Genomic DNA, 14391 nt, shown 5'->3' with positions numbered 1-14391 from the left:
AACGCAATTACCCTCTGCTATTGGCAATTAAGCTCTATCCAAAAAAATTAAAATAAAAAAAAGCCGAGAATGGGAATTCTCAGCTGATCACTGTTATATATTTAATGGTTAATCAAATTTTAATGCCCCTAATCTTCCCATGTCCAATTCAATTGCATGGAAACCGCAAGGTGATCGGATAGGGCTTCTCCTTCGGTATTCGTGAAATGTTGGATCTCTACCTGATAATCCATCGGCTGAAATTTCAAATGAGCACTGTTTCTATAAAATATCTTATCCAAACTTTCAGTCTCATTACTCAAACTCAACATATGTTGCGCAATAAATTTGGGAATAACCTCTGGAAAAACTCCTTTCCGAAGAAACTGAACCCAACCATCAGATAAGCCGGTGGTCAATAAAAACTCATGTAAATTATCACGCTTATAAGCATAATGGGCATTAAAATCACCCATCACAATGACTGGCCGATCTACTGAATGCTCATTGATATAGTTTGCCAATTGACGAAAGTTCTCGCGCCTTGCTCGCGCTGCGCGGGCAACATCACTGGAATTGGCATGAACATTATAAACATCAACCGTAACCTGATTCGCAAGTTGAATCTGAGCAAAACTAAACCCCTTAACCGTCCAACAATCTGGCCCACTACAATGACGCCATGGAATCCTTCGGTACTCGATAATAGGAAATTTTGATAAAGTATTTAAACCATCCCCAACAGGAATCTTCCCTTTTGTTTGGGTCCGATAAGGATGTAAGTTTCGAGAATAAAATGAACTGTTATAGTTAAAATCTTCCTGAACATTCACAATATCATAGGGCGCAACTTTCTCTCCAATATCCGCAATACTTAACTTCCTCGGTAACTTCGCCGCAGAAATCCCCTGAGGCAAACCCGCAATATTATAAGTCAATAAGGAGATTTCCCCCTGTAAAAAACGCTCTGAACTCGTCTCCTCCTGTGGAATGGCTACCTCAATCAATTTCCCCTTCAAGCCCTTAAAAATGAATAGTAAAACTATGATTACCCCTGCAAGTATAAAAAGTATGGTCATCTATTAACTTATATGAAATAAAAGTATTGTCTTCAAATTATATAATCTGGAATTCTGTATTAAGTTTTTGTTACTTATCAACATCTTAACGCCAATTCCTAAACTATAAACCAGAAATAGGATCGGAATGTCCCAATGAATCAGTCAATTCCCATTCCAACTTTAACGAAATAGCACAATGATCGGATAAGGGCTCCCCTGCTGCTGTGCTGAATAAATCATGCTCAACCTGATATTTTTTCGGCGTAAAAACAATCTGATCGCTATTCCGGAAATATATTTTATCTATGCTCTCGCATGAATCTGTAACCGTCAAGGCATGCTTCGCCATAAAATTCAACTCAACACCTGGAATCATCCCACGATTATGAAGCAATGCCCAGGTGTCAATCAAGGACATCTCCTCACGAAAGGAAACTACATGGTCCTCTCCAAAAGCATAATGTGAATTAAAATCACCCATAATCAACAAAGCCTCACAGGATGATTTATCTTCAATATAGCTCTGCAGCTGTTTTAAGTTCTTCTTCCTCGCCAAAACTGCAACCGGATTGTCCTGAGCCGTAGCATGCACATTATAAACATCGATAAAAACGCCCTTCGCAATTTCTAATCGGGTATAGCTAAACCCCTTGGGCGTCAAACAATCACTCCCACTGCAATCCTTCCAGGCAACACGCTCCGTCGCGCGAATCGGATATTTCGATAAGGTACTCAAACCATCCCCAAATGGAACTCCTCCCATACTCTCCGTCCGAAATAAATGTAGATTCGATGAATATAACTCGGAATTATAATTGAAATCTTCTTGAACATTCACTATATCAAAGCGGTTGATCCGCTCGCCTATGCTTCGGATACTCGAGGCTCGCGGGGTCTCCGCACTCGAAATCAGCTGAGGCAAACCCGCAATATTATACGTCAATAAACTCAATTCCCCAGAATGCCTTTTTTCCAACTCCAACGTGGGACCCAATAAACTCGGCTTTGAACCATTACTGCGCTTATAACTGAAAATAAAGAGAAGGGAAAATATAACCGACATCAGTACCAAAAACCTGAAATGCCACGCTCTACTTTTTGGAGGATAAGGAAGGTTGATTAACATATCGATCATTCATAAATCCTATCACAAAATTATCGTACACAATTAAATCTAATCTTAAATCAATATTAAAGGTTTGTTGATTCAATGTTTACAACCTGTTAAGCCTTTACTAAACATAAACATTTCATTCACAATAGCTTAATGAGAAATTAGCAATAAGGAAATATTGAGACAATACTTTTACCCGATAGACAATTGAATTCTAAATGAAGAAAGTTGCTTTTTTTTCGGAAATCCTAATTGAAGATTTCGATGGCGCCTCAAGGACCATGTTTCAAATCATAAACCGTATCGATCACGCGGCATTTTCTTATCTTTTTATCTATGGTAAAGGTCCTGAAAATTTCAGAACCCACCAGTCTTACCAGGTCCCGACCTTTAAAATCCCGATCAATGACGACTACTCTTTCGCAGTCCCACAACTTTCAAAGTGGAAACTCGAAGAAACCCTAGATAATTTTGCCCCTGACGTTATCCACATCGCAACTCCATCCCTCTTGGGATTCTTCGCCATGAAATACGCCAGAAAAAAGAATATCCCCATTATTAGTATTTATCATACCCATTTTATCTCTTACATCGCTTATTACCTTCGAAACCTATCTTCTCTGATCAGACCTGCTGAGTATTGGATGCGTAGAGCAATGTTGAGATTCTATAATAGTTGCCATAAAATTTATGTCCCTGCAAATAATATCATGGATGAATTGAAAGAAATCGGCATACAACCCGATCGGCTTACCTTATGGCAACGTGGAATTGACCTACGATTGTTTAATCCCGAAAAAGCCGACTCAAACTATATCCGTAAGATCAGCAATAACGATAAACCAAACATCTTATTCGCCAGCCGATTAGTATGGGAGAAAAATGTGCAAACCTTAATTGATATTTATCAGCAGCTCAAAAAGTCAAATATCGAGTATAACCTGATTATTGCTGGTGATGGTGCAGCCAAAGAAGAGGCCCAAGCGCTAATGCCTACTGCAATCTTCTTGGGAAAATTAGACCATGAGGAACTTTCTAAATTATACGCCTCATCGGATGTATTCCTCTTTACCTCCACTTCTGAAACCTATGGCAATGTGGTCATTGAAGCAATGGCTTCCGGATTACCTTGTGTAATCGCCAATGGCGGGGGGAGTTCAAGCCTAATCGAACATGGTCGGACTGGCTACAAATGTATGCCTAACAATGCCCTCGAATACGTGTATTTTATCCATAAAATACTTAGTGACAACAGCATTAAACAAGAATTCCAACAAGCAGGATTATCCTATGTGAAAAAATTAGACTGGGGTAAACTCGCTGAAACATATTTTGACGATATCCAAGAACTCGCTTCGGAACCCCTAAACTCTATGGCATGGGCCAACAACTAAGGATTAATAAAAAAACAATTAAACTTATTTTAATCCTGGTGATCCTTGGATTTATCACCGTATTTATTCTTAACACCGATTTTTCAGCAACAAAGGAAGAACTCAATAAAATCAACTATAAATTTGTCTACCTCATTGCAGTCACATTCTTAGCTTATTTCTTCGGAACTTGGTCTTGGTACACCTGCCTAGCCGATGATCGCAAAAAAATAAGCCTCTTCAGACTCTTTATGATTCGACAAGTCGGTGAAACCGTCGGACAATTCAACCCCACTAGCATTCTCGGGGGTGACCTCCTCAAAGCGGAAATGCTCAGACCTTATGAAATCTCTAAAGAGAAGGCATTGAGCGCGGTTGCAACTTCTAGAATTACGCTAGTCCTCTCGCAAATCCTTCTGCTCCTATTGGCTTGTTTATGGCTTAGCAATACCCAAATCGGAATGGCGGCCCTACAAAATATCAGGATCCCATTCTATATCTTTATTGCCCTGTTGATTTTTATAAATTTTGCCTTTTTTTATTGGCTCATCTTTGGTGAATCAACACCTGAACACTCCGCAAAAAATCCAAAATCATTCCTCGGAAAACTAAAGAGTAAGATTATTCAGCTTATTTTCAATATCAGAACTGCTTATCGTGCCAACCCTAAATCTTTTTGGTATTCCTATCTGCTCGCTGGAATCCATTGGATCATTGGAAGTCTAGAGTTTTATCTCATTATTATTTTTCTTGGCTACCATATCCTCCCTATGCATGGCTTATTGCTCGATATGGGAATTATTGTTTTCAAAAGCGCTGCTGCATTTGTCCCAGGACAATTGGGCTTCGAAGAGTTGGGAAATAAAATGATGCTCCAAATCATCGGTATAACCTCTGCCTCTGTTTGGATATCAGCATCCATTCTACGTCGAACAAGACAGTTGTTTTGGATTGCAATCGGATTCATCCTTTACCTTTTCATAAAAAAGGATAGTAAAAACACCGCTACTTTACAAAATGGAAATATTATTTGTTAGCCATAAGTATCCACCAGCAACTGGTGGAATGGAAAAACAATCCTTTGAACTAATTAATGCTTTTTGCAATAACCCGCAAGCCCAGGTGCATATGCTGGTATATCAAAAAGATCAGGAAAGCCTATTGTCTTTTTTCTGGAACCTCAATAGCAATATCTTGAAAATCATTCATGCTAATCCCAATATCCAATTAATTCACTTTAATGATGGACTTATTGCCTCCCTTGCTTTATTCCACTCGGGATATAAGCATCTTAAAAGAGTCGTAACCATCCATGGACTCGATGTGGTATTCCCCTGGAAATATTTCCAGAAGAAAATCCTCACCCGATTCAATGAATATGATCATATTATTGCCGTAAGCTCCGCAACAGCCAATGCTGCCATTCAACGTGGCATTGCTCAACATAAGATCACCGTTATCAAAAATGGCGTCGACCATGATATTGCTCATGCTGAACCCATCCCCCTGGAGCAAATTAAATCCTATTATCCCCAAGTTGACTTCAATAAAAAATTCATGCTTACCCTCGGTCGACCTGTCAAAAGAAAAGGGTTCTCCTGGTTGTTAAAAGAAGTGGTACCAACCTTGACAGATGACTTTCAGCTTCTCATGATTGGCCCCTTCAACCAAAAAGCTAGCAGAATAGAAAAAATACTCCGTATCCTTCCAAAAGGAGCATATCACTTGATTACTCTCTTCTTAGGATACCCTTCGGATGAAAGAGAAATCCGGAAACTCCTTCAACAGGAAAATATCAATAGTCGGGTCAAACATTTAGGTAAAATCCCATTTCCTCATTTACAGTCCCTACTTGCTCATGCTAACGCATTCTTGATGCCTAATATTCACGTAAATGGCGATATGGAAGGCTTTGGATTGGTTTGCCTCGAAGCCTCACTCGCAGGGACAATCGTTATTGCCTCCGCAATGGAAGGAATAACAGATGCTATTCAATATGAAAAAAATGGAATCTTGCTCCCCTCCCAAAATCCGAGAGCCTGGAAAAAACAAATCAATGAAATTTTAGCTGATCCTGAAAAATATCAGCTCTTGGCCAAGTCTTATCAAAAGTTTAGCATCGAAAATTATAGCTGGGAAATTATGGCATCCCAATATTTTAAGACCTTCCAAAATATTACCTACGGAAAGCCTTCTTTAAAAGTAGTGCATTTCAAACCATATTAAATTAGAAATGCGGACTACGGTCTTTCTTGTTAATCTCTTTTAGAGAGATTGCCCGCTTGATCGCCTCATCGCCATATCGAGCACGCATCGCGTCCATCGCCTGATATAAACGAACCGCCTCTTCGGTATCCTCAAATAAATTAATCTGTTGAGACCCCTGAACCAAATGACTGAAACGAACACCAATTAATCGAACCAACATCCGCCGATCATATAGCTTCGCAAATAACTCCTTGACCTTCTTCAGCAAAACAGTATCTGAGGCTGTATATGAAATGACCATTTGCTTACTCACCGTATCAAAATTCGCATACCGTAGCTTCACCGTAACACAACCCGTCAAACGCTCCTGCTTCCGTAACTGAAACGTCAAACGCTCCGTCATCCGAATTAACTCACTATTCAAAAACTGCATATTAATCGTATCCTGGACAAACGTCTCCTCGGTACCAATGCTCTTCTGCTCAGAATATGGAATAATCGGTGAAGGATCAATCCCATTTGCCTTCCTCGATAGATCAATCCCATTTTTCCCCAATAAATTATGCATCATCGGAACCGGAATCTCACTCAAAATCTTAATCGTCCTAACCCCCATCTGCAATAAAAGAACACTCGTCTTCTCGCCAATTCCAGGCATCCGTTGGATCTTCAAAGGAGCTAGATAATCCTTCTCTAATCCATGCAGAATCTCCTTCTTCCCATCAGGCTTCGCATCATCCGTCGCAACTTTACTAATCAACTTATTCGAAGCCAAAGCGTAACTGATCGGTAGACCACTCTCCTTCTGAATCTTGCTCTTCAAATCTATCATAAACTGACTGCAACCAAAAAAACGATCAACTCCAGTCAAGTCCACATAAAACTCATCAACACTAGCCTTCTCCATCACAGGAACCGTTTCCCGAACAACATCCGTCACCACTCTCGAATAATAACTGTAACTATCCATATCCCCTCGAACAACAATGGCATGCGGACAAAGTCGCAATGCCAACTTCATCGGCATAGCACTGTGAACCCCAAATTTCCGAGTCTCATAACTACAGGCCGAAACAACCGCTCGATCACTCATACCACCCACAATCAACGGCTTCCCAATGAACTTACTGTTCTTCAAACGCTCAACGCTTACAAAAAACGTGTCTAAGTCCAAATGAGCCACAAAACGCTTGCTATCAACTAAATCCATAGTAATTCCAATTATCAGATAATTCAAAATTACTAAAAATATTAGCAAAACAAGAGTTTATTTATTTATTCAAACGTGCAATTTCCTTAAGTAATAGGGGGAAAGCAGGATACGTCATCCCATGATCATAACCATCCAATTCTAACAGCTTCACGTCGGGATGACCAACAATCTTAAACATCCGGGCTAAATACGCATTCTCTTCATATCGACCTACCATTTCCAACTCCCGATCTCCCGTAATCAAGGTGATAGGAACCTCGTTCTTACGAACCCAATAAAGCGGCGCATATTCATCCACAACAGGTTGGTTGATGCCAATTCCACGCTCTGAACGAGCCGTAAAATGACTGATACATTGCGCACTAAATGGGATCACAGCAAATAAATCATCCGCATTAATCCCCTCATCAGCCAAATACCGTGGGTTTAAAGCCAGCATCAAATTCAAATACCCCCCAGCAGAATGACCCGACAAAACAATCTTTTTATTGCTCCCCCCGAATTCTGAAATATGATCAAAGGTCCAATGAACTGCCTTTGCAGCATCTTTGATAATATCTTCAACTTTCACCTTGGGCGACAAACGATAACCAACACCAATAACAGCAACCCCTTTATCCTTTAAGTAGGCAGGAATTTCTTTCCGACCCTCCGTCAAACCACCTCCATGAAACCATAAAACCGTCGTGAAATCTTTCTTGTCCTTCGGATAATAAACATCCAATTGACATCGCTCCTTGCTATAAGAATCTGCTGAAGAAGAAACGTAAGAAATATTTTCTTTCAATTCATACTGCCCTTCTTGAGCAAAAAGAAGGTTGATGGAAAAACAAAAAATCAATAGAAATATAAAGTATCTCATAGTATGGTTTCAATAAATTGTAGAATAATCCTAAAAATAAAACAAATAAAATGAATTTCGTATTTTTACGAGGTTTGCAGAAATCATTCCTGTAAACCCATCAAAATCTTACGGAAAAGTTCATGAGTGACGAAATCAACGATATAGAAGAAAATAACGACTCAAACCCAAATCAAGACCAACAAAGCAATACTATCCCCTTGTCGGGACTATATGAAAATTGGTTTCTGGATTATGCTTCTTATGTAATATTGGACCGTGCAGTGCCTCATATCAATGATGGCTTCAAGCCGGTACAACGTCGGATCCTCCATTCCCTTAAAGAAATGGACGACGGACGATATAATAAGGCCGCAAATGTCATTGGAAATACCATGAAATATCACCCCCATGGGGATGCTTCAATTGGTGATGCCATGGTACAATTGGGACAAAAGGATTTATTGATCGACTGCCAAGGAAACTGGGGAGACCCCATTACTGGAGACTCCGCTGCCGCACCAAGGTATATTGAAGGGCGTTTATCCAAATTTGCCAATGAAGTCGTCTTTAATCCCGATACAACAGATTGGCAATTAAGCTATGATGGCCGTAATAAGGAACCTATTACACTACCCGTAAAATTCCCGCTCCTCTTAGCTCAAGGTGCTGAAGGTATTGCCGTAGGATTGGCAACCAAAATTATGCCCCACAACTTCATCGAACTTATCGATGGCTCCATCCAAGTTTTAAAAGGCGAAAGACCAGCCATATATCCAGACTTCCCAACAGGAGGAATGGCAGATGTTACTGGGTATAATGAAGGACAACGTGGTGGAAAAATCCGCGTGCGTGCGAAAATCGAAGAACGCGACAAAAAAACACTCGCAATAACGGAAATCCCCTTCGGAACAACAACCGGTTCATTGATAGACAGTATTGTCTCTGCCAATGAAAAAGGAAAAATAAAAATTAAAAAAATTGAAGATAATACAGCCGAATTCGTAGAAATCATCGTCCACCTTGCCCCTGGAATCTCTCCAGATGTAACAATCGATGCCCTATATGCTTTCACTGGCTGTGAAACCTCTATATCTCCAAATACCTGTGTCATCAAGAAGAATAAACCTCATTTTATGAGCGTGAATGATATCTTGATCGAAAACACAAAACAAACCAAGAGCTTGTTGAAACAAGAACTTGAAATCAGACTACACGAACTCCAGGAAAAGATCTTCTTTAGCTCATTGCTGAAAATCTTTATTCAAGAAGGAATGTATAAGCACGCTGATTATGAAAACGCAGGTGATTTCGAAACCGTAGTAGAGGTCTTAAACCAATTATTCAGCCCATTCTTCGACCAATTCTATCGTCCAATTACAGCGGAAGATTATAAACGATTGATCGATAAACCAATGAGTAGCATCACCCGATTCGACGTTAAAAAAGCAGACGATCAGATGAAAGCGCTCGAGGATGAAATAAAAGAAGTTAAAAAGAACCTCAGAAACTTGACCGAATATACCATCAAATGGTATGAGTATATCCGTGGAAAATATAGTAAAGGAAGAGAACGTAAAACCGAATTACGTGTTTTTGACAGAGTTGAAGCAACACAAGTAGCCTTGGCAAATGCTAAACTTTATGTAAATCGCGAAGAAGGATTCATCGGTACCAATATGCGTAAGGATGAATTGGTTTCTGATTGTTCCGATATCGATGATATTATTGTATTTAGAGCAGATGGAAAATATTCTGTCGTAAAAGTACAAGACAAAATCTTTGTGGGCAAAGACATTATCCATGTTGCAGTCTTCAAAAAAGGCGATGAAAGAACCGTCTACAATGCAATTTACAAAGACGGAGGAACCGGCACCAGCTATATCAAACGTTTCTCGGTAACCGCAGTAACGCGAGATAAGGATTATGACATCGGTAAATCGAGTAAAGGAACTAAAATCCTATACTTTACGGCCAATCCAAATGGTGAAGCTGAAATTGTCAATATCCAGCTTAAACCGCATACCAAATTAAGGAAGCTAAACTTCGATATGGACTTCGCTGAAATCGCCATTAAAGGTCGTGCATCCCAAGGAAATATTGTCAGCAAATATCCAGTGAAAAAAGTCACTTTCAAAAGCGCTGGCGTATCTACCCTTGCGGGAAGAAAAATCTGGTATGATGATATCCTGAAAAGATTAAATGCAGATAATAGAGGAAAATTCCTTGGTGAATTTGATGGCGATGACAAAATTTTAATGGCCGTAAATGATGGTTCTTACGAGTTGTCAAACTTCGATTTGAATAATCACTTCGATGAGAAAATGATTCGCCTCGAAAAATTTATCCCAGGGCAAATCTATACAGCAATCCATCAAGACACCAAAACTGGAACCTACTTCGTCAAAAGATTCAATTTTGATGATAATCCTGTTGGTAAACGTGTGAGATTTATTCCTGAGGAAAGCAAACTCATCCTCTTGACCAACAACGACGCACCAGTGGTCGCATTGGATATTCTAAAAGGTAAATCCCAAACCCATGAGCATCTAGAGCAAGAGTTAACCGAGATCGTTGATGTCAAAGGTATGAAAGCCCAAGGCAATAGACTCTCTTTCCATACAGTACAAAAAATCAAACTTCTGTCGGATGAAAAAGACCTTTCAATCACGGAACAACCAGCCCTGAATGAAACGATAACTCAAGAAACCCCGATCGAAGCAGAAAAATCAGCCCCTGAAAAACCAGCTGCTGAAAAGGAATCTGAAAAATCAAAAGCAGAACCGACTGAAAAAACAGAACAAAAACCTGCTCCAGTGGATGATATTCCATTTGAAATAACAAACCCTGATGATATCCAAATGGATAACAATGGTCAACTTGGTTTATTCGGAGCCAATGATGATGAAGAAGACTAGTCCTTCGATAAATTTATTGGTAAAGGGAGAATATTCAAATTGAATATTCTCCCTTTTTATTTATTAAAAAGGAGCCATATACAAATATGAACTCCTAAAAAATCAATAGTAATTATAGAAAAATTAGTGCATCCAATGGAATAACTTCGAATAGGAGGAAGCTTGGTTCCATCCTAAACCCTGATAATATTTATTTAAATCCAATTCGGATTCAATCGGAATATAACAGGATAAACCTGAAAAAACCTCTATAGGAGTTCCTAAAAAATGTGTCGTTGACACTTTGAACAAAACCGTTTCTTTCAACTGTTTTTTTACTTTTTCCACATCCGCTTTTGAAAAATTCTTCTCACAAAAATCTAGCAAATCAAATGCTGGAACAGTCTGTGTAGCAAATGGATCTAAATCCAACCTTTGCACATTAGCCCTGATAACCTGTCTTGGGCCATTCTGCCTATTAATCACAGATCCCATCACTACAGCTAAATTTTGCATCTCTTTCATATTTATCAACGAAAAACTTGCTGAACGCATTTTGCCTTGTTTACTATTATAAAAATCAAAATATACTTGTCCAGCATTCGTTAAGCCTCGCTCAACATTTTCATCAAAAAGATGCGAAATAATCTGATCATATGGCATTCCCACACTGATGACCTCCGTAGGAGAAGCTAATACATAGGGCACCAAATCTTTCAACTCATATAATACCTCAACTGATCCCATGGAACATGCATCAAAAACTAGATAAGATAGATTATTGGGTAAAGCCTTTTTCAAATCCTTTACATCCATAGTATCACCATTGTCCTCTCCAAAGGATTTAACCTTGGCCATTTTCTTATTTCCAGGATACCAATTTGTCGCATGGGACCATAAAACCGCAGCATAACTCCTCGCGCGTCCTAGACTCTCCATATCCTCAAATACCATTTTCATCGTTGATGGATCAGAGGCATTATGTTCTGGGTATTCTTTCAATACTTTACTCATGATTTTATCAGAAGTATCATGAATTACTTCATAAATCCTTGGCCGCTGACCAAAAATTTTGGCATAAACCAACAGCTTTCCATGAGCTCCGCTAAAGCCCGATTCCATCTGATTGAGGTTATCAATGGCCTCACTCGCTAAATTATTATTGGCAGACATATAAACCATTACTGTTCTTGATACCTCCGCTGAAACTTCATTTTCCGAATCTTTCGTACAAGACACAAACAGAATGATCGGAAGTAAATAAAATAATAGGATATTGGAATGCCTGCTCATAATTTTCTACTCAATTTCTTTCAACAAATAAATAAGGACTGGAAAGTGATCCGAGTACCCATTCTGAAATAAATTCCCCGAAAAAGTCCGTAATGGGTAGCCTTTATATCGTCCATCCTTGCTAATCAAAAAATCAGCGTTGTAAATTTCGGACTTCCAAAGTTTTAATGCCTTACGATCCTCACCCAAAAGTGATTCTGAAACAATAATCTGATCAAATAAACTCCATTTAGCCTGATAACCTAAAGACCCAATCCCTTTGGAATAATGCTTATACATGGTATTGTACAACTCCCCAACTCTTACTTCCTCCCGCTTACCCTTTGCTCCTAAAACATTCTTCACACTGATATCTACCGGATCATCATTCAGGTCACCCATGATAATAATCTTTGCCTGTGGATTTGATTGATGGATAGAGTCTACCGCATTTTTTACAAGACTCGCTGCAAACTCCCTTAATTCGGAAGACTTCCCACCAAAACGTGATGGCCAATGGTTCACAAAAACATGAACCATCTCATTTGCAATAACTCCTTTCACCATTAAAATATCCCGCGTCACATAATCCTCCTTACCCGGAAACCTGTATGGTATTAAACTCGAACTTACATATCTGAAAAATTGCGGATTATATAACATCGCCACATCAATTCCCCGTCGGTCTGGAGAATCATAATGAACAATTTGATAACCCCTGTGCGATATATCCTTTTGCTTCACCAGATCCTCTAATACCTTTCTGTTTTCAATCTCTGATAATCCAATCAATACCGGTCCTGTCTGACCATATTTTTGACCTATCCTCCCTAATACCGATGCTATTTTTTCTTGCTTCTTCCAGTACTTATCCTTGGTCCAATTCATGCCACCTTTAGGCGTAAATTCCTCATCCAAAACCGTACTATCCCGCTCAGTATCAAACAAATTCTCCACATTATAAAATGCAATTGGATAAACCGAATATTGCTTGGCCTGCCCCCGTAGGGTTAGCCCTGAAATCAATAACAAGCCCAAAAAGGAGAACCTGACCATCAATTCTCTAATCATGACTCTTCTTTTCTCTAATCAGTATTATTTCCTTTTTCCCCACAGCCCCATCGCCCCCAATCAACTCTATATTATCTAGACGGAAACCAATTTTATTTTCAGAAGCCGCAGAAATAAATTCAATTGTCAGATTATTGACTTGAGGAAGCTTGGGAATACTGATAGTAAACCACTTGTTATTATCCCCAGCCGAATTGGATACCACTTTCGAAGGAACCGTAACTCGCTGCCCATTCACCTTGAGGGCTATTTGATTTAGATCAGCAGTCGCCGTTGGCTCAAATAAATTTGCCGTCAGTTGATAATTTAATGTCACCTCTCCCTTCCCTTGCGTATTGATTCCAGATACTACAATGCTGGCATCTCGATTCGCTGGTAACCAAATATGAGCACCATTGTCCCCAGAAACACTTCGTATATCTGCAGTCCCAGAATCATCCCGGTATTGAACCGGTGACTTCATGTCAAAATCCTTGAAATCATTGATCTTAGGACGATTGCCAGACGGATAAGTCCCTAAACCAAAAGTCTCCTTGAAAAAACTTCCCGAAACGGGTTTCACCTCCTCTGGATCTTCCCCATCAAATTCCTTAACATCATTCTTCGTTCGTAAAATTAATTGCCAAGCCCCATTAAACCGACCCAAAATCCCAACCAAACTCCCCGTTCCTCTCGGTAATAAGTCCTGAGAAAAATTGGAATAATTACTCGTCCGAACAATTAACACCTTCCCTGATTTATCTTTTATCTCTTCATTGCTAGTAGCATCTTTATCAGAAAAAGTCTTCTTCCCCCCATTACTAAAACGGATATCCGTAACTTCTACCAATTGATGAACCAAATCGTCTGTTAACTTATCAAAACTCACCTGCCGTGGCTTCACATTCGACGGATTTGGCCATGAATGCATCTGAACCTTCTCCTTGAAACTCTGCCACGAAATCCGATTCGCATTCGTCGTGCCTAAACCAACCTGCAACTCACCTCCATATTTTAATATATAAAGCTCCTTCAAATTCACATAAACCTCTTGACCTACCTGGTAAGTGGCATAAACCGAATTCTGCTCTACGCCAATGTTGATTCCACCCGTACCATCTTGAATATAGATCTGTTTATAGATATTCCCCGATTCATCATTCGCAGAAACAACTCCCTTGATCACCAATTCCTCCTCCAGAAAAAATGGATCCTTAATATCCTTGAAACGATCTTTTAATTGCTTGATCGTAATATTAGCCAACTTCCCTTTATAGGTTGGCTCATTTAAAGCAGGTGGCGTATATTCCCGTTCACATGCCATAAATAGCAAACTGAATAGAAACAAATAAACTAACCTCATATTTTTCATGCTCTGTAATT

General features: G+C 39.4%; 11 protein-coding genes. 4 read left to right on the top strand and 7 right to left on the bottom strand.

The features are described from left to right. Positions 1-128: 128 nt before the first annotated feature. Both PZ892_RS04140 and PZ892_RS04135 read right to left on the bottom strand, forming a co-directional pair. A complete protein-coding gene (locus tag PZ892_RS04140) occupies positions 129-1058 on the bottom strand; it encodes an endonuclease/exonuclease/phosphatase family protein (RefSeq protein ID WP_182499324.1) in 930 nt (309 codons plus the stop codon). 103 nt (positions 1059-1161) lie between these two features. Further along, positions 1162-2166 (bottom strand): endonuclease/exonuclease/phosphatase family protein, encoded by a 1005-nt coding sequence (locus tag PZ892_RS04135; RefSeq protein WP_277712130.1) that lies wholly within the window; start codon positions 2164-2166, stop codon positions 1162-1164. Between the two features lie 206 nt (positions 2167-2372). On the opposite strand from PZ892_RS04135, the gene PZ892_RS04130 reads away from it, so the two are divergent. Genes PZ892_RS04130 through PZ892_RS04120 form a run of 3 tightly spaced genes read left to right on the top strand, consistent with a single transcriptional unit; the run spans position 2373 to position 5753 of the window. After that, the gene (locus tag PZ892_RS04130; protein WP_094255150.1) at positions 2373-3548 is read left to right on the top strand and encodes a glycosyltransferase family 1 protein; all 1176 of its coding nucleotides are present in this window, start codon (positions 2373-2375) and stop codon (positions 3546-3548) included. Continuing rightward, positions 3533-4564 (top strand): lysylphosphatidylglycerol synthase transmembrane domain-containing protein, encoded by a 1032-nt coding sequence (locus PZ892_RS04125; protein ID WP_277712128.1) that lies wholly within the window; start codon positions 3533-3535, stop codon positions 4562-4564. The genes PZ892_RS04130 and PZ892_RS04125 overlap by 16 nt, the downstream gene beginning before the upstream one ends. Continuing rightward, positions 4545-5753, top strand: a complete 1209-nt coding sequence (locus PZ892_RS04120; RefSeq protein WP_277712127.1) for a glycosyltransferase family 4 protein — start codon at positions 4545-4547, stop codon at positions 5751-5753. The genes PZ892_RS04125 and PZ892_RS04120 overlap by 20 nt, the downstream gene beginning before the upstream one ends. Before the next feature lies 1 nt (position 5754). On the opposite strand, the gene dinB is transcribed toward PZ892_RS04120, so the two are convergent. Further along, positions 5755-6945 carry a DNA polymerase IV gene (gene dinB, locus PZ892_RS04115; RefSeq protein ID WP_094280834.1) on the bottom strand — a complete coding sequence of 397 codons (1191 nt, stop codon included), beginning with the start codon at positions 6943-6945 and terminating at the stop codon, positions 5755-5757. A gap of 61 nt (positions 6946-7006) precedes the next feature. Continuing rightward, on the bottom strand, positions 7007-7810 hold the full coding sequence (locus tag PZ892_RS04110) for an alpha/beta hydrolase (protein WP_277712126.1): 804 nt from the start codon (positions 7808-7810) through the stop codon (positions 7007-7009). 122 nt (positions 7811-7932) lie between these two features. Here PZ892_RS04110 and PZ892_RS04105 point away from each other — a divergent pair, with 122 nt between their 5' ends. Next, positions 7933-10707, top strand: a complete 2775-nt coding sequence (locus PZ892_RS04105; RefSeq protein WP_277712125.1) for a DNA gyrase/topoisomerase IV subunit A — start codon at positions 7933-7935, stop codon at positions 10705-10707. A 123-nt stretch (positions 10708-10830) separates the two neighbouring features. Here PZ892_RS04105 and PZ892_RS04100 read toward each other — a convergent pair whose 3' ends face one another. The 3 genes from PZ892_RS04100 to PZ892_RS04090 are packed head-to-tail and all read right to left on the bottom strand — an operon-like array spanning position 10831 to position 14380. Next, positions 10831-11979: a clostripain-related cysteine peptidase gene (locus tag PZ892_RS04100; RefSeq protein ID WP_277712123.1), complete on the bottom strand. Its 1149-nt coding sequence runs from the start codon at positions 11977-11979 to the stop codon at positions 10831-10833. A 6-nt stretch (positions 11980-11985) separates the two neighbouring features. Next, positions 11986-13029, bottom strand: a complete 1044-nt coding sequence (locus tag PZ892_RS04095) for an endonuclease/exonuclease/phosphatase family protein (RefSeq protein ID WP_277712122.1) — start codon at positions 13027-13029, stop codon at positions 11986-11988. After that, positions 13022-14380 (bottom strand): DUF5689 domain-containing protein, encoded by a 1359-nt coding sequence (locus PZ892_RS04090; RefSeq protein ID WP_220476804.1) that lies wholly within the window; start codon positions 14378-14380, stop codon positions 13022-13024. The genes PZ892_RS04095 and PZ892_RS04090 overlap by 8 nt, the downstream gene beginning before the upstream one ends. Between the last annotated feature and the right edge of the window lie 11 nt (positions 14381-14391).

This window comes from Sphingobacterium sp. WM (genome assembly GCF_029542465.1).
GTDB classification, from domain to species: domain Bacteria; phylum Bacteroidota; class Bacteroidia; order Sphingobacteriales; family Sphingobacteriaceae; genus Sphingobacterium; species Sphingobacterium cellulitidis.
Note: the sequence above shows the minus strand (reverse complement) of the source record. Positions and strands in the feature narration are given on the sequence as shown.

What these genes read in the sequence shown, in the direction of transcription:
- PZ892_RS04130 (WP_094255150.1), top strand. Translation starts at nt 2,373, where the DNA reads ATGAAGAAAGTTGCTTTTTTTTCGGAAATCCTAATTGAAGATTTCGAT.
- PZ892_RS04090 (WP_220476804.1), bottom strand. Translation starts at nt 14,380, where the DNA reads ATGAAAAATATGAGGTTAGTTTATTTGTTTCTATTCAGTTTGCTATTT.
- PZ892_RS04140 (WP_182499324.1), bottom strand. Translation starts at nt 1,058, where the DNA reads ATGACCATACTTTTTATACTTGCAGGGGTAATCATAGTTTTACTATTC.
- PZ892_RS04095 (WP_277712122.1), bottom strand. Translation starts at nt 13,029, where the DNA reads ATGATTAGAGAATTGATGGTCAGGTTCTCCTTTTTGGGCTTGTTATTG.
- PZ892_RS04120 (WP_277712127.1), top strand. Translation starts at nt 4,545, where the DNA reads ATGGAAATATTATTTGTTAGCCATAAGTATCCACCAGCAACTGGTGGA.
- dinB (WP_094280834.1), bottom strand. Translation starts at nt 6,945, where the DNA reads ATGGATTTAGTTGATAGCAAGCGTTTTGTGGCTCATTTGGACTTAGAC.
- PZ892_RS04125 (WP_277712128.1), top strand. Translation starts at nt 3,533, where the DNA reads ATGGGCCAACAACTAAGGATTAATAAAAAAACAATTAAACTTATTTTA.
- PZ892_RS04100 (WP_277712123.1), bottom strand. Translation starts at nt 11,979, where the DNA reads ATGAGCAGGCATTCCAATATCCTATTATTTTATTTACTTCCGATCATT.
- PZ892_RS04110 (WP_277712126.1), bottom strand. Translation starts at nt 7,810, where the DNA reads ATGAGATACTTTATATTTCTATTGATTTTTTGTTTTTCCATCAACCTT.
- PZ892_RS04105 (WP_277712125.1), top strand. Translation starts at nt 7,933, where the DNA reads ATGAGTGACGAAATCAACGATATAGAAGAAAATAACGACTCAAACCCA.
- PZ892_RS04135 (WP_277712130.1), bottom strand. Translation starts at nt 2,166, where the DNA reads ATGTTAATCAACCTTCCTTATCCTCCAAAAAGTAGAGCGTGGCATTTC.